24 protein-coding genes are annotated in these 23,562 nt (G+C 40.9%); 21 read left to right on the top strand and 3 right to left on the bottom strand.

Going from position 1 to position 23,562, the window contains the following annotated elements; translation table 11 throughout:
- Positions 1-129: 129 nt before the first annotated feature.
- From eno to QAI40_RS04590, 5 genes are all read left to right on the top strand, one after another.
- On the top strand, positions 130-1,401 hold the full coding sequence (gene eno, locus QAI40_RS04610) for a phosphopyruvate hydratase (protein WP_299978788.1): 1,272 nt from the start codon (positions 130-132) through the stop codon (positions 1,399-1,401).
- Positions 1,402-1,431: 30 nt separating this feature from the next.
- The gene (locus QAI40_RS04605; protein WP_299978791.1) at positions 1,432-2,241 is read left to right on the top strand and encodes a hypothetical protein; all 810 of its coding nucleotides are present in this window, start codon (positions 1,432-1,434) and stop codon (positions 2,239-2,241) included.
- A 20-nt stretch (positions 2,242-2,261) separates the two neighbouring features.
- Complete coding sequence (locus QAI40_RS04600) at positions 2,262-3,905, top strand: CTP synthase (protein ID WP_304511460.1); 1,644 nt, start codon at positions 2,262-2,264, stop codon at positions 3,903-3,905.
- Positions 3,906-4,058: 153 nt separating this feature from the next.
- Complete coding sequence (locus QAI40_RS04595) at positions 4,059-4,664, top strand: alpha/beta hydrolase (protein ID WP_299978796.1); 606 nt, start codon at positions 4,059-4,061, stop codon at positions 4,662-4,664.
- A gap of 12 nt (positions 4,665-4,676) precedes the next feature.
- Positions 4,677-6,260, top strand: coding sequence for a GMC family oxidoreductase (locus QAI40_RS04590; RefSeq protein ID WP_299978799.1), 1,584 nt, complete (start codon positions 4,677-4,679; stop codon positions 6,258-6,260).
- A 6-nt stretch (positions 6,261-6,266) separates the two neighbouring features.
- Here the strand turns inward: QAI40_RS04590 and QAI40_RS04585 are convergent, their stop codons facing one another.
- Complete coding sequence (locus QAI40_RS04585) at positions 6,267-6,851, bottom strand: lysophospholipid acyltransferase family protein (RefSeq protein ID WP_299978802.1); 585 nt, start codon at positions 6,849-6,851, stop codon at positions 6,267-6,269.
- A gap of 432 nt (positions 6,852-7,283) precedes the next feature.
- Between QAI40_RS04585 and QAI40_RS04580 the strand changes: the two genes are divergently transcribed.
- The 8 genes from QAI40_RS04580 to QAI40_RS04545 all read left to right on the top strand — a co-directional run bounded on the left by QAI40_RS04580 (position 7,284) and on the right by QAI40_RS04545 (position 16,479).
- On the top strand, positions 7,284-8,906 hold the full coding sequence (locus tag QAI40_RS04580; protein ID WP_299978804.1) for an aromatic amino acid lyase: 1,623 nt from the start codon (positions 7,284-7,286) through the stop codon (positions 8,904-8,906).
- 21 nt (positions 8,907-8,927) lie between these two features.
- Positions 8,928-10,265 (top strand): aspartate aminotransferase family protein, encoded by a 1,338-nt coding sequence (locus tag QAI40_RS04575; RefSeq protein WP_299978807.1) that lies wholly within the window; start codon positions 8,928-8,930, stop codon positions 10,263-10,265.
- Positions 10,266-10,304: 39 nt separating this feature from the next.
- A complete protein-coding gene (locus tag QAI40_RS04570) occupies positions 10,305-10,787 on the top strand; it encodes an Lrp/AsnC family transcriptional regulator (protein ID WP_299978811.1) in 483 nt (160 codons plus the stop codon).
- A 39-nt stretch (positions 10,788-10,826) separates the two neighbouring features.
- Positions 10,827-11,762, top strand: a complete 936-nt coding sequence (locus QAI40_RS04565) for a 3-keto-5-aminohexanoate cleavage protein (RefSeq protein ID WP_299978814.1) — start codon at positions 10,827-10,829, stop codon at positions 11,760-11,762.
- Positions 11,763-11,852: 90 nt separating this feature from the next.
- Positions 11,853-13,433, top strand: a complete 1,581-nt coding sequence (locus QAI40_RS04560; protein ID WP_299978817.1) for a class I adenylate-forming enzyme family protein — start codon at positions 11,853-11,855, stop codon at positions 13,431-13,433.
- 126 nt (positions 13,434-13,559) lie between these two features.
- Positions 13,560-14,633 carry a TRAP transporter substrate-binding protein gene (locus QAI40_RS04555; RefSeq protein ID WP_299978820.1) on the top strand — a complete coding sequence of 358 codons (1,074 nt, stop codon included), beginning with the start codon at positions 13,560-13,562 and terminating at the stop codon, positions 14,631-14,633.
- Between the two features lie 43 nt (positions 14,634-14,676).
- Positions 14,677-15,168 (top strand): TRAP transporter small permease, encoded by a 492-nt coding sequence (locus QAI40_RS04550; RefSeq protein ID WP_299978823.1) that lies wholly within the window; start codon positions 14,677-14,679, stop codon positions 15,166-15,168.
- 18 nt (positions 15,169-15,186) lie between these two features.
- Entirely contained in the window at positions 15,187-16,479 is a 1,293-nt protein-coding gene (locus tag QAI40_RS04545; RefSeq protein WP_299978826.1) for a TRAP transporter large permease, read from the top strand.
- 97 nt (positions 16,480-16,576) lie between these two features.
- Here QAI40_RS04545 and QAI40_RS04540 read toward each other — a convergent pair whose 3' ends face one another.
- Together QAI40_RS04540 and QAI40_RS04535 are read right to left on the bottom strand one after the other, a co-directional pair.
- Positions 16,577-17,134 (bottom strand): response regulator, encoded by a 558-nt coding sequence (locus tag QAI40_RS04540; RefSeq protein WP_299978829.1) that lies wholly within the window; start codon positions 17,132-17,134, stop codon positions 16,577-16,579.
- A gap of 184 nt (positions 17,135-17,318) precedes the next feature.
- Complete coding sequence (locus tag QAI40_RS04535; protein ID WP_299978832.1) at positions 17,319-18,485, bottom strand: DNA-methyltransferase; 1,167 nt, start codon at positions 18,483-18,485, stop codon at positions 17,319-17,321.
- 175 nt (positions 18,486-18,660) lie between these two features.
- Here QAI40_RS04535 and QAI40_RS04530 point away from each other — a divergent pair, with 175 nt between their 5' ends.
- The 8 genes from QAI40_RS04530 (at position 18,661) to atpE (ending at position 23,448) form a co-directional block, all read left to right on the top strand.
- Positions 18,661-19,446, top strand: coding sequence for a carbon-nitrogen family hydrolase (locus tag QAI40_RS04530; protein ID WP_299978834.1), 786 nt, complete (start codon positions 18,661-18,663; stop codon positions 19,444-19,446).
- On the top strand, positions 19,439-19,924 hold the full coding sequence (gene rfaE2, locus QAI40_RS04525) for a D-glycero-beta-D-manno-heptose 1-phosphate adenylyltransferase (RefSeq protein WP_299978837.1): 486 nt from the start codon (positions 19,439-19,441) through the stop codon (positions 19,922-19,924). Before QAI40_RS04530 ends, rfaE2 begins: the two co-directional genes overlap by 8 nt.
- Complete coding sequence (gene pgeF, locus QAI40_RS04520) at positions 19,911-20,597, top strand: peptidoglycan editing factor PgeF (protein WP_299978840.1); 687 nt, start codon at positions 19,911-19,913, stop codon at positions 20,595-20,597. Before rfaE2 ends, pgeF begins: the two co-directional genes overlap by 14 nt.
- Before the next feature lie 56 nt (positions 20,598-20,653).
- Positions 20,654-21,703, top strand: coding sequence for a selenide, water dikinase SelD (selD, locus tag QAI40_RS04515; RefSeq protein ID WP_304511459.1), 1,050 nt, complete (start codon positions 20,654-20,656; stop codon positions 21,701-21,703).
- Positions 21,704-21,798: 95 nt separating this feature from the next.
- Positions 21,799-22,017 carry an AtpZ/AtpI family protein gene (locus tag QAI40_RS04510; RefSeq protein ID WP_299978846.1) on the top strand — a complete coding sequence of 73 codons (219 nt, stop codon included), beginning with the start codon at positions 21,799-21,801 and terminating at the stop codon, positions 22,015-22,017.
- Positions 22,017-22,418 (top strand): ATP synthase subunit I, encoded by a 402-nt coding sequence (locus QAI40_RS04505; protein WP_299978848.1) that lies wholly within the window; start codon positions 22,017-22,019, stop codon positions 22,416-22,418. The genes QAI40_RS04510 and QAI40_RS04505 overlap by 1 nt, the downstream gene beginning before the upstream one ends.
- A 1-nt stretch (position 22,419) precedes the next feature.
- Positions 22,420-23,109 (top strand): F0F1 ATP synthase subunit A, encoded by a 690-nt coding sequence (gene atpB, locus QAI40_RS04500; protein ID WP_299978851.1) that lies wholly within the window; start codon positions 22,420-22,422, stop codon positions 23,107-23,109.
- A gap of 75 nt (positions 23,110-23,184) precedes the next feature.
- The gene (gene atpE / locus QAI40_RS04495) at positions 23,185-23,448 is read left to right on the top strand and encodes an ATP synthase F0 subunit C (RefSeq protein ID WP_299978854.1); all 264 of its coding nucleotides are present in this window, start codon (positions 23,185-23,187) and stop codon (positions 23,446-23,448) included.
- Positions 23,449-23,562: the final 114 nt, after the last annotated feature.

Below are 23,562 nucleotides of genomic sequence, written 5' to 3'. Positions count from 1 at the left end.
AGGTTAAGGAAAAAATTGAGAATAGCCTTGAATGTCAGAATGGATGTTGCTATTAATGGGGAACAGAAAAAATCATGAAGCTTTTATAACTCATAAGCGTAAAATATATTTAGGATAAGGGGGAAGGACATGACTGAATTAATTGATGTCAGAGCAAGGGAGATAATTGATTCCAGAGGGAATCCAACGGTTGAGGTGGACGTTGTTTTAGCCTGCGGTGCCATGGGCAGAGCAGCTGTTCCATCCGGTGCCTCGACCGGAACAAGGGAAGCCCTGGAACTTCGGGATAACTCTGAAAGCCGTTTTTTAGGGAAAGGTGTTTTAAACGCCGTTGCCAACGTCAATGAAGTCATTGCACCTGAAATTATTGGATATGATGCCATGGATCAGGCAGGTCTTGACAGAACCATGATTGATATCGACGGTACGGAAAACAAGTCAAGGCTTGGTGCTAATGCCATTTTAGGCGTGTCCATGGCAGCAGCAAGAGGTGCGGCAAAAGCATGTGAGATCCCTCTGTTTCAGCACCTGGGGGGGATTAATGCCCGGGTTCTGCCGGTTCCCATGATGAATGTTATCAATGGTGGTGCTCACGCACCGAACAATCTGGATATCCAGGAGTTTATGATTCTTCCGTTTGGTGCCACTTCTATTACGGAAGCGGTTCGGATGGGCGCTGAGACCTTTCATCATCTTGCAAAAATATTAAAGGGTGAAGGCCTTTCCACAGCAGTCGGGGATGAAGGCGGGTTTGCCCCGAATCTTAAATCCAATGAACAAGCGTTGGAATATATTATTAATGCCATTGAAGCTGCCGGGTACAGGCCGGGTAAGGATATCGGTATTGCCCTTGATGCAGCCGCTTCAGAATTCTACAGGGATGGCAAATATATCTTTCAGTCAGAAGACAGAGAACTTTCAGCCGTGGAGTTGATTGATTATTATGAAAAGTTGATTGAAAAATACCCCTTATATTCCATAGAAGACGGGCTTGCTGAAGATGATTGGGATTCATGGGAAATCATGACCGAACGGCTGGGGGATGCCATACAGATCGTTGGTGATGACATCTTTGTAACAAATCCTGATATTTTTAAAAAAGGAATTGAACTGGGGATTGGCAATTCAATCCTGATTAAACTAAATCAGATCGGAACGGTTACAGAAACTCTGGATACCATTCAAATGGCAAAAGAATCCGGCTATACAACGGTTGTTTCCCATCGATCAGGAGAAACAGAGGATTCTTTTATTGCCGATCTGGCAGTGGGTGTAAATTCAGGACAGATAAAAACAGGGTCCATGTCCAGAAGTGACAGGGTGGCCAAATATAATCAACTCATCAGGATTGAAGAAATACTGGGAGACAGTGCATCATTTCCTGAAAATCTTTTTGTTTGATTTTTTTAATTTACGTGTGACCTTTAGGTTATGAAAAAAAGATTCTTTCCAACCTTTTTTCTACTGTTTTTCATCCTGGCATCAGGTACGGGTGAGGCATTTGTCCCCCAAACGGCTCACCTGTTGCATCTTGTTGTTGGAAAAATCAAACGGCCTGCCGGTATTGAAGCCTTTCAGACCCAAAAAGTTTTAAACTATGAAGACACGGAAAAAGACTTTCTGGAATTAGGGGAAAAATTGATTTATTCATACCCCAACCGGCTCAGATCTGAAATTATTTCAGATACCATGACAAGTTTCAGTGTTGAATCCGATTTCAGATTTATCAAAGTGATGGATGGGATTATAGTTTCCCATGATAAATCATTGGTTGATCTGTATACGGATATCCTTCTTTATCGTGACCATGAAAGTCTTTTAAATCAGCTTGTCTTGGCTGGTATCGATACAGAAAAAGTGTCTTTTCAAAGATATAATGATACCATTTGCTATGTCATTGGCAGGTCTTTGGAAAAAGGCAAACCTTTTGCCGGGCTCTGGATAGAAAAAGATTCTTTTTTACCCATTAAATATGTGATTGAAAAAAACGGCTGGATGGCCGAGTTTTTTTATAACAACTGGCAGCGGGTCAGTAAAACCTGGTACCCAATGCAGGTCAGTATTTTTTTGGACAATCACTTATTTGCAATGATTCATGTGAAAAGCGTTAATTTAAAATCAGGGTTTCCCCCGCTTTTATTTGATATTGACCACATTGAGCGATCATATCCCCAAAATGATCCGGATTCTTTTGATGAGCATGATAAACGCATAGAAAATTTTAAAAAATTATATGAATAACTTTAAATAAGCGAGGAATAATGGTTCAAAACACCAAGTATATTTTTGTTACCGGAGGCGTACTTTCATCTTTAGGCAAAGGGCTTGCATCCGCTGCCATAGGAATGCTTCTTGAAAGCCGCGGCCTGACAGTTACCATACAAAAACTTGATCCCTATATAAATGTTGATCCCGGGACGATGAACCCTTTTCAACATGGTGAAGTGTTTGTAACAGATGACGGGGCGGAAACAGATCTGGATTTGGGCCATTATGAAAGATTCACCCATGCAAAGCTGGGTAAAAACAATAATTTTACCACGGGTAAAATTTATGACCAGGTGATTACCAAGGAGCGCAGGGGGGAATATCTGGGGGGCACGGTGCAGGTCATTCCCCATATTACCGATGAAATCAAGAAGAGCATCTGCCTTGTAGCCGGAGATGTCGATGTCGTGATTGTTGAAATCGGTGGTACCATTGGTGATATTGAATCCCTGCCTTTTTTAGAAGCCATCCGGCAGTTTAAGACTGATGCCGGGGCAGCCAATGTTATCTATATTCATCTGACCCTCGTTCCCTATATCAAAACCGCTTGTGAAGTAAAAACAAAACCCACACAGCACAGTGTAAAAGAGCTTCGAAGCATTGGTATTCAGCCGGATATTCTTCTTTGCAGAACTGAAAGCTATCTGTCCCAGGAAATTAAAGAAAAAATTGCACTTTTTTGTAATGTGGGTGCAGACGATGTTTTTACGGCAAAAGATGTGGACTGCATCTATGAAGTGCCTCTGGTCTACAATAAGGAAGGCCTTGGTGATAAGATATTAAAAAAACTGAACATCTGGGCCAGGGCGCCAAGGCTGGATGAATGGAGAGACGTGGTTGAAAGGCTTAAAAACCCAAGATTTTCAGTGAATATTGCTATTGTCGGCAAATATGTTGATTTGACGGAAAGTTATAAAAGCTTAAACGAGGCGCTTTCCCACGGTGGAGCATCCAATGATGCCAGGGTTAATCTTCAATATGTCGATTCTACAACCCTGACAGAAGATAATGTTGTAGAAATTCTTTCTAAAAGTGACGGGGTTCTTGTCCCGGGCGGGTTTGGCTCAAGGGGGATTGAAGGAAAGATTGTTGCCGCAAAATATGCAAGAGAGAACAAGGTCCCTTATTTTGGGATTTGTCTTGGCATGCACATGGCCGTTATTGAAATAGCCAGAAATTTACTCAACCTTGAAGATGCCCATGGTGAAGAGTTTGATCCCTATACGCCATATCCTGTGATTTATCTTATGAAAGAATGGTATGACGAGCAGACCCGGCAGATTGAAAAACGAGATGAAGATTCTGACAAAGGCGGCACCATGCGTCTTGGCGCATATCCTTGTAAACTGGTTCCTGATACGCTTGCCATGGCAGCCTATAAACAAGAAGAAATTTCAGAGCGTCACAGGCACCGTTTTGAGTTTAATAATGAATATAAAGACCGACTGATAGAGAAGGGCGGTCTTGTTGTCAGTGGGACCTCTCCGGACCACGAACTTGTTGAAATCGTGGAGCTTAAAGATCATCCGTGGTATCTTGGATGTCAGTTTCATCCGGAATTCAAATCTAAACCCGGAAATCCGCATCCATTATTCAGGGAGTTTATCAAAGCGTCATTAAAAAATGCCAAAAAATAAATTGTGATAAGAAGAGCAAAAATTTTTATTTTTACAGGGCTTTTAAAAAATCAATTCAATCATCAAAATAAACGTGTCATCAGTTTTCCTCTGACGGCCTAATTTGTTCATTGTATTGTTCAACAAGCTTTTCATAAAAACAGGGTTACGCATATGGAGTCAAATATTATAATTGAGTGCGGAAATATAAAGCTTGAGGGGATCTTGCAGAAAAATACGTCTCAAAACGCTGTCATTATCTCACATCCCCATCCGCTTTATGGCGGGAATATGAACAATCCGGTGGTGATGACCATTGCAGAGTCTTTTTTTGAAAAAAGGTTTTCAACCCTGAGGTTTAACTTCAGGGGAACGGGCAACAGCACCGGCATGTTTGACAATGGCAACGGTGAGCAGGAAGATATCAGAGCAGTCATGTCCTGGCTGAAAGAAAACGGACATCAAAAAATTTACCTTGCCGGATATTCTTTTGGCGCAAGGGTGAATGCCTGGGTGGTTTTCAAAGGATGTAAAATTGAAGACCATATTATGGTGTCACCGCCTGTGGGATTTATAAGTTTTGATGATATTGAAAAAATACCTTCTACAGGGCTTATCGTGACCGGGGCCAATGACGATATTGCCCCTGCAGACCTGGTTCAAAAGCATATCAATCGATGGCAAATCGCCCCGCGGTACGAGATTATTGAAAATTGTGACCATTTTTATTCAAATTGCCTGGACAGGCTTAAGGCCATACTGACAGATTATCTGTCATAAAAAGGATACGTAATGGGATCAAAACAACCGCATGATTTTGATTATATTGTTATTGGTTCAGGCTTTGGTGGGAGTGTGTCTGCATTAAGGCTTTCCCAAAAAGGGTATCGAGTGGGGGTGCTTGAAAAGGGAAAAGAATGGAAGACGACAGATTTCCCAAAAACTAACTGGAATATCAGAAAATATTTTTGGCTGCCGGCCATGGGGTGTTATGGATATCAGATGCTCACGCTGCTTAAACATGTCATGATCCTTCATGGTGGTGGCGTCGGCGGCGGAAGCCTTGTCTATGCCAACCAGCTTCTCATTCCTCCTGATGGGGTGTTTGAAAGCCCGGACTGGTGTATTGAGAATGTCAAAGAAACACTGATGCCCCATTATGAAACAGCAAAAAAAATGCTGGGGGCAAATATAAGTCCCCAGGTGGGCAAGGCTGATAAGCTGTTAAAAGAAGTGGGAATTGAAATGACAGGGAAAGACACCTTTCATAAAAATGATGTGGGAATTTTTTTCGGTGAACCTGATAAGATAGTTCCAGATCCCTATTTTGACGGCAAAGGGCCGGACCGGACCGGATGCACCTTTTGCGGCGCCTGTATGATTGGATGCCCTGTCGGGGCAAAAAACACGCTGGATAAAAATTATCTCTATCTTGCCAGGGACCTGGGCGCAAAAATTATCCCTGAAACTTATGTGACCGGTGTCAGCCAGGTGCATGGGGGATATGAAGTCATTACAAGAAACACCACCGGGGTTTTTAAAAAAGAAAAGCGATATAAGGCTAAAGGTGTTGTCTTCTCCGGTGGAGTATTGGGTACGGTAAAGCTTTTAAACAAATGCAAGGATGAGGGAATGCTGCCCAATATTTTCGATGAACTGGGAAATTTTGTGAGAACCAATTCCGAAGCTCTTATCGGTGTTAAATCAAATGACAAAACAACCGACTGGAATGACCAGATCGCCATAACATCAGGGATTTATCCGGATGATACCACCCATGTTGAAATCGTGAGATATAATAAAGGATCTGATTTTCTGTTGAATCTTCTAACCATTATGTCCGGCGGTGGTGGTAAGATACCAAGAGTGATAAGGTTCCTGGGAAATATTGTAAAACATCCTTTAAGATTTATCCGGTTGTTATGGCCTCTGGGGAGGGCTGCATCCATGTCCGTCCTTTTGGTGATGCAAACGGATAAAAATCATCTGAAATTGAAATATAAGCCAAGATGGTGGCGGTTTGGCGGCAAATCAATTAATTCTGAGATACCGAAAGGATTTGAAAGATCCCCCAACTTTATTCCGGTTGCCAATGAGACTGCAAAACGCCTGGCAAAGAAAATGGATGGGATTCCTTTAAGCTCGTTTCCTGAAGTTGTTTTACATACATCAACGACTGCGCATATTTTAGGGGGGTGCTGCGTGGGTGCTTCACCAAAGAATGGTGTTGTCTCCAATAAAGGGGAATTGTTCAATTATCCCAATCTCTATGTGGCCGACGGATCAGTTGTTTCAGCCAATCTTGGTGTGAATCCAAGCCTTACCATCACGGCTCTTTCAGAACATATTATGTCAAAGATTCCTAAGAAGGGATGATGTCAATTAATTTGTATGGAGTGTTTCAGGGTATTTGCCTGAAAATTGAGCATAAAATGCTTTAATAGACGTCATGTCTTCATCTATATTGCCGGAAGGGATGAAAACCGGGCCGATACCAATGGTTTTTTGTTTATAATCAATAAAGCCCAAAACAATTGGAATTTTTGCCTGGTAGGCTATATGATAAAATCCTGTTTTCCATTTTGTCACTTTTTCCCGGGTGCCGGATGGGGCTATGGTGATAATCAGTTGTTTTGACTTTTCAAAGGCTTTTATCATGGATAGCACAACATTACCTTTTCCTGATCGGTCAATGGGTATGCCGCCAAGTCGCTTCAGCAGCCATTTAAACGGCCATTTAAACATGGTGTGTTTCCCCATCCAGTGTGTTGGGATTTTGAATTTAAAAACAATTAATAAAAAAAATACAAAATCCCAGTTGGATGAATGCGGAGCGGCAATCAGGACAAATTTTTTGATATCAGGGATTTTTCCCTTAGCCTTCCATCCCATGATAAAAAGCGAAAAGGTTGCAAACCCGTAAAAAATCGGTCGCAACACACCATTATTCATTAAAGTCGGGTTCAACTTTTTCTGTCCCATTTATAAAATTAAAATTCGAATATAAATAAATGACTGCGTAAGTAAATGGATGGGTCGGGGTTTTACAATATTAATACAAAGGGTGCTGAAAAGGCGGTGGTTTATATTTGTCCAGGGCTTATTATGAGTGGATGAGTGGATGATGAGTCGAGGCGAAATTAAAATAAGGCAAACTTGGGGAACAAGTTTACAAAATAAGTTAAAATTGCGAGATATGGTTTCGATTATTATTAATAATTCAATATTTTCCTTATAAAATTAAAAAAATACTTGACAAAAATTTCTTGATTTGGTTAGCCTTAAAAAAAAGATCACTCAAATTTTGTTTTGCGTCTCTTTTTTTGAATCTTAAGTTGAAGGTGTCTCTTTTTTTAAAGTATTACACATTATTAAACTGATATATTTAAGGAGGAAACCATGCCAATCAAAGAAAATACTCTTATTCTTGACGGTTATACATTAACAATTGAAGAATTGATGAAAGCCGGTAAAGATCTGTCTATGAAAGTTGAAGTTGACGAAAAGAACTGGCCCAAGATTCGCGATTGCAGAAAGCTGGTCGATAAATGGGCCAATGAAGAGCGTTGTATCTATGGTGTAAATACAAGCTGCGGCGGTCTTGTTGACTATCTTCTGCCCAAAGAAAGAGATAATGATTTTCAGAAAAATCTTGTAAGAAGTATCACCACCCAGGTGGGTAGACCCTTTGAAGATACACTTGTCAGAACCTTTATGATCGCTAGGGCCAATTCACTTTGTCGCGGTTTTTCCGGCATTAAAGAAGTCAATCTGAAAATTTATCTGGAGATGATCAACAAGCATGTTTTTCCGCTTGTTCCCAGAAAAGGTTCTCTGGGTACCAGTGGCGATCTTGGCCCCTTAGGCTGTATAGCCAGTGTTGCTTTTGGAGAATGGAAAGCAAACTATAAGGGCAAACTCATGCCGGGTAAAGAAGCCATGGAAGCTGCCGGTATTGAACTCATGTATTTGAATGCCAAAGAAGGCCTGTCCCTGATCAATGGAACTTCGGGCATGGTGGGTCTTGCATGCACTGTTATCACAGAAGCCACCAATACACTGAAAAATTCAGATATAATAGCAGCTTTTGCCATTGAAACTCTAATGGGTAGATTTAATCCTTTTGATCCAATAGTTCACGAGCAAAAATACCATCCTGGTCAGTATGCTACTGCAATGAATTTAACCAAGCTTCTCAAGGGAAGTAACCTGGCTATTGATGAGTTGGAACTCTCTATAAAACTTCAAAAAACTTTAAAGGAGCACAAAGGTGTTTCTGTGGCAGATATTCCTGTTGAAGATGCCTATTCAATCCGGTGTACCCCGCAATTTGTGGGCCCCACAAAAGAGGCTTTACAAAACGCCCATGAAGTGCTTTTAAGAGAACTCAATTCCAGTAATGACAATCCATTGATTTTCACAGAGTTAGATACATTTTTTCATAATGGTCATTTCCATGGACAGCCCATTTCATTTGTAATGGATTGCCTTGGAATCTCCATGGTCAATATCGGGGTTGTAAGTGACAGGCGAATTGACAGATTTATGGATGAAGCCCACAGTACAGGACTTCCTCCATTCCTGTGTAAAGAAGATACAGGCGTCAGAATGGGACTTATGGGTGGCCAGTTCATGACAACATCGCTTGTTGCAGAAAACAGAACCCTTGCAGTGCCAGCTTCCATTCAGTCAATTACTTCCACTGCTGATTTTCAGGATATTGTAAGTTTTGGTCTTATTGCAGGAAGAAAAACAAGAAAGATTGTTGAAAACACGAATCATATTTTGTCTTTTGAATTGCTTTGCGCTGCCCAGGCAGCAGATTTAAGGGGTGTTGAAAGGCTCAGTCCTGCGGGTAAAATAATGCACAAAGCAGTACGCGAAACCCTTGATTATATGGATAAAGACAAGGTCTATATTGATGATCTTGAAGATCTCAAGGCCAGGATTGAATCCGGTGAATTTGTTGAAAAAATAGAGAATGAACTTGGCGAGCTTTTGATCGTGCATACAAAAGAATAATTAAAGAACAAGGATGACACCATGATTGAAGAACAAATTGAAAAGAAAATTGCAGATGCTTATAAGGAAAAATTTCCTGTATCCAAAGAGCGGCATGAACAGCTGATCAATTATATTCCCGGTGGTGCAACCAGAAGCTTGAGTTATTTTAAACCCTATCCCATTCATATCGATTATGGACAAGGCGCCTATGTCTATACCCATGAGGGACATAAACTCCTTGATGTGACCAATGCCTATGGTGCCATTGTCCATGGTCATGGTGATCCGGATATTGTCAAGGCCGTTCAGGAAGGCATTGCAAGAGGCTCCCAGTACTCGACCCCCACGGATGGTCAGTATCGCTTAGCAAAACTTTTATGCGAAAGAATACCCGGGTTTGACAGGGTCAGGTTTGTAAATTCAGGGACAGAGGCCACTTTATTTGCTATGAGAACGGCAAGGGCATATACTGGAAAAGACAAAATCCTGAAAATGACCGGCGGGTTTCATGGAACCCATGACAGTGTGGCAGCATCCACAAAAAAGAACGTCATCACAGCCGGAATCCCCAAGGGCATGACCGAGGATATGCTGGAAGTTCCGTTTAATGATTTTCATAGCCTTGAAAAAGCGGTCAGGCGAAATGCACCCGAACTTGCTGCCGTCATCATGGAGCCTTTTCTGGGTGCCGGTGGTGTTGTACTGCCAAAGCCGGGATATCTTGAGCATGTTAGGAAAGTGACTGCCGATAATAATGTCCTGCTCATTTTTGATGAGATTTTTTCTTACAGGGTTAATACGGGCGGGTGCCAGAAGTTTTATGGCGTGGTACCTGATCTGACAACCGTTGGAAAGGTTGTGGGCGGAGGGCTACCCATTGGCGTGTTTGGCGGTAAAGAAGAAATCATGAATATCTATTGCCATGAAAATACGGATAAGCCATTGTACCACTCTGGAACCTTTAATGGGTATGAAACGGTGATGCAGGCAGGATATGCGGCCTTGGTCAAATACGACGAAAATGCGGTAGCCTATGTTAACAAACTGGGAGATCAGCTCCAAAAGGGCCTCATGGAAAGTTTTAAAGCCAATGGGTTAAATATCCAGTCCAACCAGATCGGATCTTTGCTGAACCTGCATTTTGTTAATGAACCGATAACAACGGCTGAACAGGTCTTAAAATCGGAAGAGCAGCTTCATACGCTGATGCACCTGTCTTTACTGAACAAAGGGATTTTTACAATTCCAAGGGGATTGTTTATCCTGTCCACTGCAATGACGCAAAAAGAGATTGATCATCTGGTCGATAAAATAGATGAAACCTTAAAAGAATTGTTGCCATTGATTAAAGAAAAATATAACCATTTAATCTTGTAGCAGGTTTAATTTAAAAAAATGTTCAAAATGAGGAAATAGATGGTTCTGGATAAAATTGATAAGCAAATTTTAAATACACTTCAGGAAAATGGAAAAACAACAAATTCCAAGTTGTCTAAGATTGTCGGAATTTCAGCCCCTGCAACCCTTGAAAGGGTAAAACGCTTAGAGATTGCAGGAGTGATTTCTCAATTTACGGCTGTGCTTGATCCTGAAAAAATTGGGTTTTCAATTATGGCCCTGGTCAGTATCAGCTTAAGCTTAAGTAATCTCTCTTCTGTGGCCTCCATAAAAGAAAAATTTACTGAACTGGATGAAGTGATTGAGTGCTACCAGATTGCCGGTGCAAATGACTTTATTTTAAAGGTGATTGCAAAGGATATTAAAACCTATGGGGAGTTTATGAATAAAAAACTTACCCAGATAGAAGGTATTCAGATGATCAAATCCTCTTTTGTCATTGATAATGTCAAGGAAAAGAGGATGTTTGTTCTTAACTCGGATGAGGAGTATAGAGTGTAAGAAACGATTATAACTTTTTTCAACAGGAGAATTAAAAAAATGGATAACAAAATAATCATCACAGCAGCCGTTACCGGGTCGGTTCATATTCCAACCATGAGTGATTACCTTCCCATAACTCCTGACGAGATTGTGGAAGACGCGGTAAAGGCTCATGATGCCGGTGCCGCCATTGCCCATATTCATGTAAGAAATCCTGAAAATGGATTGCCGGTATCTGATCCGGATCTTTTCATGGAAGTATGTTCAAAGATCAAGGCAAGATGTAATATGATACTGCTTCCCACTACAGGTGGCGGCATGAATCAGACCACTGAAGAAAAACTGATCCCTATCAAAAAGCTGAGACCCGAAATGTGCTCTTTTGATCCCGCACCTTTTAATTTTGGTATTTTCCAGATTGCAGGCCGTTTTAAAGAGTTTAAATATGAATGGGAAAAAGAATATCTTGAACTGTGCAAGAATGTAACTTTCAGGCCAACCTTTAATGATGATATCATCTATGGAAAGGCTTTTCTTGAAATTGATACCAAACCTGAAATCGAAATTTATGAACTGGGCCATGTCAGTTATGTGTCCTGGCTTCTGGAAGAAAATCTTTTAAAACCACCGGTTCATCTCCAGTTTGTGTTCGGCCCCATGGTCGGATGGATGACACCCTCAGTCAAACATCTGGTGTTGATTTATGATGAGGCCAAGGAAGTTCTTGGAGAAGAAAATTTTACCTGGTCGGTTGCCGCCGGTGGAAGATTCCAGATTCCCATTACCACGACTGCCATGGCAATGGGGGCACAAAATGTGAGAGTGGGACTTGAAGATTCTATTTATGCAGGAAAAGGCATCATGGCAAAAGCAAGTGCCGATCAGGTGGGTATGATTAAACGGGTTGGAAAAGAAATGAGCCTTGAGCCCGCAACATCAGATGAGGCAAGGCAGATTCTTGGATTAAAAGGACTTGATAAAGTCGCTTTCTAGGTTTATGAAGTGTTTATTTGAGGCAAAATATGAAAAAAGGAGCAATTCGGTTTTAAAAATATAATCAATTAAAAACAAAGGAGGGCCTCGTTGAATTATTCAGGTTACGCTTCAATTCATGCTCGACACATTCCTGACAAGGTTTGCCTGATCGAACGAACTCCGGCAACGGGTGAAAGACGAACCTTTACCTGGCAGGAATTTAATGACGAGATCAATCGAGCAGCCAACTTTTTGGCAAAAGAGCTGGAGGTAAAGCATGGAGATTTTGTCATGCACCTTCAGAAAGATTCACTGGAATGGCTTGTCACCTATTATGCCATCATACGTCTGGGGGCAGTAGTAGTACCATTAAACTTCCGGTTTGAGACTTCCGATATATTGTATGCCGCAGAAGTCTGTAATCCTGAAGCCTTTATTCTCGGCTCAGAATTTTTAGGAGTTGTCCAGCCTGCTCAAAAAGATCTTACCACTATTAAAAATTATATCTGTATTGGCGATGACGTCCCTGATGACATGATCAATTTCAAAGCCGTTCAAAATCATAAAAACACCTCTGATGCACTAGTTGAAGTTGACAGGGATCATTCTCTGGCCATGATGTTTACTTCAGGTACAACAGGGAAACCCAAACCTGTACTTCATACCCATTTTTCAATTAATAATACGGCCATTGGTAACGGAATGACCTATTTCGTTCAAAAGGATGATAATTATTTATTCTTTTTGCCTTTATACCACAGCGGCACCATGTTTTTGTGGGCTCCGTTTTATGCTACAGGAGCTGCAGGGACCATTATAAGAGATTTCAGAGACCCCAAATGGATCATCGAAGCCATAGCCGAGGAAAAATGTACGGATGTGCTGTTTGTAGTGCCCATCGGGATTGCATTGCTGAATGCCCTGGATAAAGGGGATATCAATCTTTCTGATTATGATCTGTCTTCATGGAAATATATGGAGATCGGTGCTCAGCCCGTGCCATTTGATATTATGAAGCTTCTGGTGAAAAAACTGCCTTGTGCCGTATCTAATATCTATGGCATTACAGAGGGCGGCGGCGGTGGATTGTTCAACCTGTATCCGGAAGATGTCCTTTCAAGACCCGGTTCCATCGGCAAACCAACTTTTGGTGTAGAAGCTAAGATTGTTGGTCCCACAGGAGAGGAGATTCGTGATGACGAGGTTGGTGAATTAATATTCAGGACCCCCAGAATGATGCGGGAATATTATTCAAATCCTGAAAAAACTCAAGAAGCATTAAATAATGGTTGGCTTTATACCGGAGATTTATTAAAGAAAGATAAAGACGGGTATTTTTATATTGTTGATCGAATGAAAGATATGGTCACCAGTGGCGGTGAAAACATCTTCCCGGTTGAAATTGAAGATGCACTCATGGACCATCCTGATATAGATGATATCGCATGTATCGGATACCCGGATGACAGGCTGGTGGAGATTGTTCTTGCAGTGGTTCAACCCAAAGAAGGAAGGGTATTGAGCGAAGAAGATGTAATCGAATTTGCAAAATCAAAACTTTCCCTTTATAAGGTGCCGCGCAGGGTTATTTTTGATCACGTACCCCGCAATCCCACAGGGAAGTTGATGAAACCCCAACTTCGGGAAAAATTTACAGGCAGAAAGGAGGCATTTAAAAAACTGGATTAAATAAAATTTTTCGTTGAGGGCAACTAGTAAAGAAAAAATTAGCTGGATTCCAAAAGTTGAAACAGGTGCGAGGTGTTTTTAAAGCCCGTGCTACAAATCTATAAATTTAAAGGAAAGGAACTAAGTATGAAGCTTCGAACATTTTTAGTATTATTGTTTGTTTTAATGGTTGGATCATTTATGTTCACCTCTCCGGTGTTTGCAAAGGCACCCTCGTTAGATAAGTGGAAACCTGCTTTTGACCCTAAAGGGGCAAAATATAAATGCATTGTTTCTAATGTTTCAACTCCTGGTCTTGTGGGTACGCTTGCCGGTTTTGAAATCCGCGATGAAGTCTGGAAAAGAACAAACGGTCAAGTCTATGTGGACTTTAAACCTTATTCCATGCTGGGCGGTGAGGTGGAAGTGTTGAACATGCTTCAAATGGGGGCTGTCCAGGGTATGGGAGTAAGCTCTGTGGCTTCGACAAACCTTGGTCCCAGATTCGGTATAGTGAATCTTCCTTTTCTTGTGAATTCTTTTGAAAATCTTGATAAATTTATCAACAATAAAAAGATTTTTAATCATTTCCTAAATGCAATGGATCACCAGGGGATCACGGGTCTTGATATTACAGGATATGGAAATTATGGCTGGGCAACCACCATACCCGTTAGAAATATTGCAGATGCCAAAAAGGTAAAATTCAGAATTGCAGAAGCGGCTGTTAATCAGTTAAGCTACAGAAACTGGGGATTCAATCCTGTTTCCATGCCCTGGCCTGATGTGCCGGTTGCTTTGAAACAGGGGGTTATCACCGGCCTTGATCATACTCTCACCGTTTGTAATGTAACAAAGAAATTTGAAGTGGCTAAGTATTTTACCCAGATCAACTATGCCCAGGGGCTTTTCATCTGGATTTTTAATAAGGCCTGGCTTGCAAAGCTTCCCGCTGATATAAGAGAAGCCTTTATTGCCAGTGTTCACGATGTCTGTGCAAAGAGCCGTGTGAAATCACTCACGGAAGAAAACACCAATATCGAAAAAGCAAAAGCAGCCGGTGTTGAATTTTTCAAGCTTTCTGATGCAGACATGGCAACCTTATTGGAACAAAGCAAGGGAGTATATGATAAATATGCCCCTGAAATTAATAAACTTTATCCTGGCGATACCTATAAACCGGATAATTTCTTAAAAGAAGTTCAGGAATCGCTGCAATAAGTTAATTATTGTTTGATAACAAACGCTTAACAGGACTTGGTTTATGCTTGGGAAAAGTTTAAAAAAAATAGACACCATTGTCACCAATATGGAAGAGTGGACCCTTTTTATTATTGTAATGGCAGCACTTTTATCTCTTTTTGCCAACGTTGTTTTAAGGTATGGGTTTAATTACACCCTTGCCTGGAGTGAAGAGCTGGTGCGTATCGTCATTATTTACTCAACATTCGTGGGTGCCAGTGTGGCAGTCAAGCAAAGGGCAATGATTAAAATCGATGCCATTGTCCAGATCTTTCCCAGGCTTAAATCAGGATTGACATTTTATTCCAATATACTGATGCTTATTTTTGCCTGCATGATGGTGTACTATGGGTATAAAATGACCCACCTGCAGTTTTTGACAAACCAGAAAACAATCATCATGCAGATTCCCCTTGTGGTTATATATACCATCATGCCTGTAATGGGCGTGATGGTATTTATCAGAACTGTTCAGGTAATAATTCAAGATTTTCGAACCAGACATCCGAAATAGATAAAAGGGTTTATTTTCATGCAGATCAGCGATTTGATTATTCTATGTATTCTCCTGGGTTTTATGACAACGTATATTCCGGTTTTTTTATGTTTGTTTTTTACAGCAACCATTGGTTTTGTCGTATTCCTGGATATTCCCCCCGACCTGCTGGCACAGACGCTTTTTAGAAGTCTTGATAAATTTGCTCTAGTTGTGGTCCTGTTCTTTATCCTTTGTGGTAATATCATGAGCAAAGGAAAAATGATTGAAAAATTGATGAACCTTGCCAATGCCCTGGTCAGCTGGCTGCCGGGTGGCCTTGGGATGGCCGGTGTCATTGGCTGCGGCCTTTTTGGTGCCATATCCGGATCTACCGTTGCCACGGTGGTTGCTCTTGGCGGATTCATGATTCCGGCTCTTATCAAGAACGGGTATGACGAGGACTACACACTGGGCCTTATGACCACCTCGCCAAACCTTGGTGTTATCATCCCGCCCAGTATCAGTATGATATTTTATTCCATGATCAGCAATGTATCTCTGGAAGGCCTTTTTATGACAGGGCTTATCCCGGGCATTCTTATCATTGCCTGTGTATGTCTTTATACCTGGCTTCTCTACAGAAAAAGAACCGATATCAAGAGATTGCCTGCCCCTGATTTTAAGCAGTTATATATTATTTTCAAGGAAGGATTCTGGGCAATAATGCTCATTGTTATCATTTTTGGCGGCATATTTTCAGGCATGTTTACTGCAAATGAAGCAGCAGTTGTTGCGTGTGTATATGCGTTCCTGGTTGAGCTTTTTATTTTCAAGTCCATGGGGTTTAAAGTAGTAAAAGAAATAACTGTCAGTTCTGCTGTAACCAGTGCCACCTTACTTTTGATTGTTGCATCGGCTACGTGTTTTGGAAGATATCTGACCTTTGAAAATATTCCTAACAGGGTTGCAGAAATTGTTGTGGCAAGCATTCAATCTCCCATTGTCTTTTTGCTGGTCATGAACATTCTGTTGCTTTTTATCGGCATGTTCATGGATATTATTTCTGCGACATTGATATTGGGTCCGGTATTCCTGCCATTGCTCGGCCCATTTAATGTTGATCCCATGCATTTCGGGCTCATCATGACAGTAAACCTTGCCATTGGATACTGCACGCCGCCTATGGGGGTGAGTCTGTTTATTACGGGGGCGCTGGCAAAAAGGGATATCATTTATGTCTCAAGGGCAGTAATGCCATTCTTGGCTATTCAGATCGGTGTGCTCTTCTTTTTGACATACTTCCCTGAAGTTGTACTTTTTTTGCCCAGGCTTTTGGGATATATGTAAAAAAAGCGATAGTTTATGCCAAAAGCCTGATAACAGAAGCCGGGATTCAAGAAAGATCACCCTCTTTTGAATCCCGGCTTCTGTTTAATCTACGCGGCTATATCCCTTTATCAATGATCTTTTTGTCGTGTAACAGTCTTTCCTGGATACCTCTTGAGACTTTCCAGTCTTTCTCAAAATCATTCCAGAAATCCTTGTTATCATCTTTCCAGTCTTTCCCGAAGCGCTGGTTAAAATGGTCTCCAAGTTTTTCAAATAGAAGTTTCCATGTGGGGGTGCCATCATTATGTGCGCCCAGAAGTTCATTGATTAATGAATCAAGCTCACTTAAATGTTCTTTTGAAAGATAGGAAATAGCGCCTTTTTTAATGGATTGCATCAGGGATTCCGGGTTCAACGAATTGGCCGTCAGCATAACGGCAGGGATGTCTCTTCTTACGCACTCTTCTAAAAGTTTAATCCCGTTGACTCCCATAATGTCGAGGATAGCAAGGTCATATTGGGTCTGGAGAATTTTTTGGGAAGCTGTCTCATAATCCTGGGCAATGTCCACCTTTGCTTCATTCAGAATTTCCTGTATGGTTTCAATGACGTCCCATTCATCGTCAACAGCCAGTATATGTTTGCCTTTGAGAAAAGAATCGGTTTGTTTCATTTTTTTTCTCCTTGCCAAAATATATATAGAGGTGTCTGTGCTGTTTGGCTTATAATAATTTTGTTAACGCCCTCAATTAGGCAATAAATATTAATTAATTTTAATATTTATCTTAATTTTGTAAAGTAATCAAAATATGTCGAGAAGTCAAGCTATTACAGGTGTTAGGTGAAAAAATGACGGTTCAGAATAGTTCTAATTGTTTGTCTTTAACCTTGTTTTGAGATTGATGAGATTCAATTTTTTCAAGGTCTGAACATTTTTTTTCAATCCCGGGCTTATCCCATTCCAGGCAGAATGAAGTTTGGGGATGATTAGAATACTCTACCTGCATTGACTGGTCCTGCATCATTTCAATTGTTTTTAATTCATTGAATATCAATTCCTTTTCCTGGTTGGTGATGACCGGAAAACCATAGGGCATATTTTTATGCTTTAAGGGTTTGCCGGACGCTATCCTTTCATTAACAAAATGAATATGCTTCTTTAATCTGTTCTCCATATGATTGTTGGACAAATCAATAATATTATCTTTGATCTTAATGATAGATTCATAAAAACTTTTATCAATTTCACATCCAATGCTGTTTCTGGCTGAAGCTATGGATGCGGCCATGGTTGTTCCAGTGCCCAGAAACGGGTCAAGAACCATGTCTCCTTTAACTGAGTACATATTGATCAAACGAAAGGCCAGTTCAAAAGGGAAGGCTCCGCTTCTGTTTCTTAAAGCCTTGTCAAGCAACCCCTGGCGGCTTCCTTTAATGTCAAACCAGATGTCTGAGAAAAAGGTATTTCTTTCTTCCCAGAATATGGCGCTCTGTCTTCTTTTCTGTTTTTCAGGGCCGCTTGTAAATTCACGCTTGCCGCCTTTCCTGGCTATCAGTATATATTCGTGTTCCAGGGTGACATAAGCTCCTGCCGGCAGCATGCCCGACCCCATGAATTTATTGGGGGCATTGGTCTGTTTCCTCCAGATGATTTCAGGCAAGGCTGTAAAACCAATTTTGACAAGATATTGAAGAATCCTTGCATGGTTTGGATAAATCGCAAAGTTTGACTTGAGACTTCTTGTGGCATCCCCGATATTGATGCAGGCAAATCCCCCATCTTTTAAAACTCTGAATACCTCATCCCATACGGAATCCAAAGATTTGTGCATGAGTTCAAATGCTTTGTTCCCGTTCTGTTTTTGAATTGCCTTTCCAATGGATCTGTTTTGTTTTAAAAAGATGTCATCCCACATTTCAATCATGGGATAGGGTGGAGATGTGACAATAAGACCAATGCTGTTGGAAGGGATCTGTTTGAGATTGTTTGAATTTTGAAAAAAGAGTTGATGCGTTGTTTTCATGTCTGCTCTACCTATTCTGGATAACAATTCATACAATTTAAATTCGAGCCCGAGTATAGCAACCTTATAATTGTTTGTAAAAGGATAAAAAGATTGACGGTGAAAGGGTGAAACTATATGTTGAGTGTGTTTTGGTCCAATGTGAAATTTTAAAAATAAGGAATTCTAAAAAACAGTGAAAAAGAATTTCAAAGCTGGCGTTGTTCAATTTGATGTGGAAAACGGGCAAATTGAAACCAATTTGAATACAGCACTTGGATACCTGGAGACACTCGCATCTGAAAATGTGTCCCTTGCCGTTCTGCCGGAAATGTTTTCGTGTTCCTTTGATAATGAAAATTTAAAAGACCATGCCAGGATTACCGATAAAGTGATTGAAAGGCTTTCTTTGTTTGCAAAAGAGAACCAAATGGCCATTGCGGGAACGCTTCCTGAAAAAGAAAAAGCCCGGATATACAACACCATGGTATTTATTGATGTGGATGGAAAGGTAAAGGGAAGATATAGAAAGCTGCACCTTTTCAGGCTGACAGGCGAACATCTTTATTACACTGGCGGAAATAAGATTGTTACGATTGACTCAAGTTTTGGCAGGATCGGGTTGATGATTTGCTATGATTTAAGGTTTCCTGAACTTGCCAGATCGTTGTTCTTAAAGAAAGCACAAATTGTTGTTGTGTCTGCCCAGTGGCCGGAACCAAGAAAAAAGCATTGGAAAACACTGGTCAAAGCAAGAGCTATTGAAAATCAAATGTTTATGATCTGTTCAAACAGGACAGGGATTGATGATCAGTTGCGGTTTCCCGGTATGTCTATGATTGTTGATCCAATGGGAATAGTTTTGGCTGACGCCGGAAGCGATGATGGCAGTGCTTTTGCAGAAATTGAGATAGAATTGGTAGAAAATACCAGAGCAGAAATCCCATGTAGTACAGACCGGAGACATGATATTTATGGATAAAATTGTCACTTTTTCTGAAATTAAAAATCTATCCAGGCAGTATAAGAGTGCTAAAAAGACAATCGTTTTCACCAACGGGTGTTTTGATATTATTCATGCAGGCCATGTCAAATACTTAACCCATGCTGCAAACCTTGGGGATATCCTTATCCTGGGGTTGAATTCCGATCGTTCGGTGAAGCACATCAAAGGGGAAAAACGTCCGGTTATTGGTCAGGAACACCGGTCTTTGGTCGTCGCAGCTTTGGCATGTATTGATTATGTGGTGTTGTTTGATGAACCTGATCCAAAATGTTTGATTGAAACTATTTGTCCCGATGTGCTGGTTAAAGGGGCGGACTGGCCGGAAGATCAGATCATAGGGGCTGATTTTGTAAAAAAAAATGGGGGACGTATAGAAAGGATCATTTTGGAACCGGATATTTCCACAACAAAAATCATAGAACAGATAGGTGAGCTTTATTATGGAAAGCGCTGATATCAAGGTCTATGAGTTTGAACATTTTAAAAAGCACGCCAGTATTGTTCACGGTATATTTACAAGGACAGGTGGAATCAGGAAAATGAATATGAATCCCTTTGTTTTTTTAAACCAGGTGCACGGGAGTGATATTAAGGTATTGAAAAAGGATGACAATGATTTGCCTGAGAACTTTCAACCCGGAAAAGAGACCTACACGGCTGACAGCATTGTTACCGACATGAAAGAAGTGTTTCTTGTCATCTGGATTGCCGATTGTCAGGCTGTGATGTTGTATGATCCTGAAAAAAAGGTGATTGCAAACGTTCATTCCGGGTGGCGGGGAAGTGTTAAAAATATTATTGGAAAATGCGTGGACAAAATGATTCTGGAGTTTGGCTGCCAGCCTGGAAATATTATGGCTGGTATTTCTCCATCCCTTGGTCCCTGTTGTTCTGAATTTATAAATTATAAGGATGAGATCCCGGAAACTTTATGGAAATATAAAATTAAAGGTAAAGATTATTTTAATTTCTGGGAAATGAGTGAGGCTCAGCTTATGGATAAGGGTGTAAAAAAAGAACATATTGAAAATATGGAAATTTGTACAAAATGTAATACAGATGTTTTTTATTCTTTCCGGGAAGAAAAAACAACCGGCAGATTTGCCTGTGTAATATCAATGATTTAATACAGGGATTTGATTTTGGGCGTTAATATAACGATTTGAAATGAGAAAGTGTAAGAATGGAAAAAATTAATAAAGTTTTTTTAACACAAAAAGTAAAAGCCTCTGGCTGAGCAGCCAAAATTGATCCAGGGACGCTGGATCGAATTTTAGGAGGACTTGAGATTAGAGCCCACCCCAAGCTGATCGTGGGGCTTGATTCTCCTGATGATGCCGGAGTCTATAAGCTTAATTCACAAACAGCGCTTATCCAGACCCTTGATTTTTTAACACCGGTTACGGATGATCCCTATGAATTCGGCCAGATTGCTGCTGCCAATTCTTTAAGTGATGTGTATGCCATGGGAGGTGAGCCCATTACTGTGATGAATATCGTCTGTTTTCCATGTTCCGACCTGGAAGAGGATATTCTGGCCGAGACATTAAAGGGGGGCTTAGATAAAATCAATGAATCCGGTGCCACACTTGTGGGCGGTCATTCAGTTGATGACAAGGAATTTAAATACGGGCTTTCCGTTACAGGTATCGTGCATCCGGATAAAGTGCTGACCAATTCCATGGCCCAAATTGGTGATACTATTATATTAACAAAACCCGTGGGAACCGGAATCATGTCAACTGCCATAAAAGCAAAACTGGCCACAGAGGAAAATATTAAAGAAGCTGTGGCTGTCATGTCCATGTTGAATAAGACCGCAGCAAAGGTCATGTCACAACTTGACATCAATGCCTGTACTGATGTTACCGGATTCGGACTGGCCGGACACTTGCTGGAAATGGCAAAAGGATCAAAAAGATGCATCACACTTCATTCTGAAAAAGTTCCCATGTTAAAAAATGTATTGGATTTTGCGAATATAGGCATGGTACCGGCGGGTGCCCATAAAAACCGCAGGTTTTTTGAAGAATTGACCCATATTGATACAGCAGTTGACCGGGCAGTTGCTGATCTCATGTTCGACCCGCAGACATCTGGCGGATTGTTGATCAGTCTGAACGGAAAAGATGCAAAAAATTGTATAGAAAAAATGAAAACCAATGGCTTAAACGCCTGGATAATTGGTGAAATCACCCGTGACAGCGGCACAGGTTTTTTGAATATAATTTAAAGTTTTTTCACATTGACTTGAGATTCAGCATGTGTTATTTGCTCTCAAGATAAATTGATCTTTGAAGGCTAAAAGAAGTTTTAAAAAGGCAGAAGATGAAAAAGGAAACCGGCAAAACCGTCAGAGAACTTGGATATTTTGCCAGCCTCGGGATATCAGTGGCGCTCGCCATTTTCATTGGCCTTGGAATCGGACTTTGGCTGGATAAGAAATTTGACACAGAGCCTGTTTTGTTGCTTGTTGGACTGGCACTCGGTATTGCAGCCGGATTCCTTAACATTTATAAAGCAGGGCAAAAGGGAAAAAAGTTTTAATGCAGGACCTACAAAAGTTAATTGATTTTATAACAACGTCTAACTGGCTGATCCTTCTGGCTGGAGGAATAATAGGCCTTGCGATGACTCCAGTTAAATTTGCCTTGGGAATCATTTTAGGCGGTTTGATTGCTGCTATCAATTTCCATCTTTTGAGGCGGACATTAAAAAAGATGTTTCATCCTGATATAGTATCAGAAAGAGGACGGTCTATTATCGGCAATGTCCTAGTGAAATATTATATTCGATTTGCCATAAGCGGGGTGTTGATCTTCCTGCTGATATCGAAACATATTGTTCATCCGGTAGGCCTTCTGGCAGGTCTTTCGGTCGTTGTTGCAAGTGTATTTTTGGCTACGGCACTTGAATTAAAAAGAATATTCTTCAAGGAGGCAGTATAAAGTGGAACATCCATATTTGTTTATGACGTCATTGTTCGGAATATTTGGAATGGAAGAATGGGCTGCAGCTCACCCTCATGTCACCTATATGTGGCTGGCGATGGTCGTTTTGATCATTTTAGGTTGGCTGGCCGGAAAAAGTATTTCCATGGTCCCCAACACAATACAGAATGTGTTTGAAGTAGTGATATCCGGGCTCGAAGAATTCATGGTATCCATCACCGGGGAAGAGGGCAGAAAATCTTTTCCTCTGTTATTAACCATCTTTCTATTTGTTCTATTGGGCAACCTGTTTGGATTGATTCCTGGATTTTATCCGCCAACAGCCCAGATCAACACCACAGTGTCGCTGGCCATTATTGCGGTAACATGGAGTCATGTGATCGGCATCAAGATGCACGGGATTAAATATATTAAACACTTTTTGGGGCCGGTACCCGTCTTGATGCCTTTGTTTCTAGTTATAGAAATTATCGGTCATCTGGCACGCGTCTTGTCCCTTACCTTGCGTCTTTTCGGAAACATGATGGGTCATGAGCTGGTTGTAGGGATTCTGCTCATGCTGGCCGGTCCATTTTTAGTGCCGCTTCCAATCATGGCAATGGGTATATTGGTCGCTCTGATACAGGCAATTGTCTTTTTCTTGCTGCCCACCATGTATATTGCAGGGGCAATCGAAGAAGCACATTAATACGAGTTTTACGGGAACTGGGAAGAAGCCCGTTATTTTATATTATTATATTTTAATTATATTAAGGAGTAAAACATGGAATTTCTAGTTGGTAGTGTATGGGCAGCAGGTCTTGCCATTGGTATTGCAGCTTTTGGTTGCGGCATTGGTCAGGGTTTGGGTTTGAACGGCGCAATGGCCGGTATTTCAAGAAACCCTGAAGCAGCCGGTAAAATTCAGGTGAACATGCTGATTGGTTTGGCATTGATCGAGTCTCTTTGTATTTATGCACTTGTTGTTGCAATGATTCTTCTCTTTGTTCATCCTGCTATCGCTCCTGCTGTTAAAGCGCTTGGTTAAGCCATACAGCTTAGATTAGACAGATATTTGTAATAAAAAGGGTGTAAGACATTTTGTTTTTACACCCTTTTTATATTTATTTTTATATTTATTAACGATTTGTCTTGCCTGGCT

Source organism: Desulfobacula sp., from assembly GCF_030611305.1.
In the GTDB taxonomy this organism is placed as follows: domain Bacteria; phylum Desulfobacterota; class Desulfobacteria; order Desulfobacterales; family Desulfobacteraceae; genus Desulfobacula.
The sequence above is the reverse complement of the archived record's forward strand: the minus strand, read 5'-3'. Positions and strand labels throughout refer to the sequence as shown.

What these genes read in the sequence shown, in the direction of transcription:
- QAI40_RS04545 (WP_299978826.1), top strand. Translation starts at nt 15,187, where the DNA reads ATGCAGATCAGCGATTTGATTATTCTATGTATTCTCCTGGGTTTTATG.
- QAI40_RS04550 (WP_299978823.1), top strand. Translation starts at nt 14,677, where the DNA reads ATGCTTGGGAAAAGTTTAAAAAAAATAGACACCATTGTCACCAATATG.
- QAI40_RS04570 (WP_299978811.1), top strand. Translation starts at nt 10,305, where the DNA reads ATGGTTCTGGATAAAATTGATAAGCAAATTTTAAATACACTTCAGGAA.
- QAI40_RS04510 (WP_299978846.1), top strand. Translation starts at nt 21,799, where the DNA reads ATGAAAAAGGAAACCGGCAAAACCGTCAGAGAACTTGGATATTTTGCC.
- pgeF (WP_299978840.1), top strand. Translation starts at nt 19,911, where the DNA reads ATGGAAAGCGCTGATATCAAGGTCTATGAGTTTGAACATTTTAAAAAG.
- QAI40_RS04580 (WP_299978804.1), top strand. Translation starts at nt 7,284, where the DNA reads ATGCCAATCAAAGAAAATACTCTTATTCTTGACGGTTATACATTAACA.
- QAI40_RS04590 (WP_299978799.1), top strand. Translation starts at nt 4,677, where the DNA reads ATGGGATCAAAACAACCGCATGATTTTGATTATATTGTTATTGGTTCA.
- eno (WP_299978788.1), top strand. Translation starts at nt 130, where the DNA reads ATGACTGAATTAATTGATGTCAGAGCAAGGGAGATAATTGATTCCAGA.
- QAI40_RS04605 (WP_299978791.1), top strand. Translation starts at nt 1,432, where the DNA reads ATGAAAAAAAGATTCTTTCCAACCTTTTTTCTACTGTTTTTCATCCTG.
- QAI40_RS04575 (WP_299978807.1), top strand. Translation starts at nt 8,928, where the DNA reads ATGATTGAAGAACAAATTGAAAAGAAAATTGCAGATGCTTATAAGGAA.
- atpE (WP_299978854.1), top strand. Translation starts at nt 23,185, where the DNA reads ATGGAATTTCTAGTTGGTAGTGTATGGGCAGCAGGTCTTGCCATTGGT.
- QAI40_RS04535 (WP_299978832.1), bottom strand. Translation starts at nt 18,485, where the DNA reads ATGAAAACAACGCATCAACTCTTTTTTCAAAATTCAAACAATCTCAAA.
- QAI40_RS04540 (WP_299978829.1), bottom strand. Translation starts at nt 17,134, where the DNA reads ATGAAACAAACCGATTCTTTTCTCAAAGGCAAACATATACTGGCTGTT.
- QAI40_RS04595 (WP_299978796.1), top strand. Translation starts at nt 4,059, where the DNA reads ATGGAGTCAAATATTATAATTGAGTGCGGAAATATAAAGCTTGAGGGG.
- rfaE2 (WP_299978837.1), top strand. Translation starts at nt 19,439, where the DNA reads ATGGATAAAATTGTCACTTTTTCTGAAATTAAAAATCTATCCAGGCAG.
- QAI40_RS04600 (WP_304511460.1), top strand. Translation starts at nt 2,262, where the DNA reads ATGGTTCAAAACACCAAGTATATTTTTGTTACCGGAGGCGTACTTTCA.
- QAI40_RS04565 (WP_299978814.1), top strand. Translation starts at nt 10,827, where the DNA reads ATGGATAACAAAATAATCATCACAGCAGCCGTTACCGGGTCGGTTCAT.
- QAI40_RS04505 (WP_299978848.1), top strand. Translation starts at nt 22,017, where the DNA reads ATGCAGGACCTACAAAAGTTAATTGATTTTATAACAACGTCTAACTGG.
- QAI40_RS04555 (WP_299978820.1), top strand. Translation starts at nt 13,560, where the DNA reads ATGAAGCTTCGAACATTTTTAGTATTATTGTTTGTTTTAATGGTTGGA.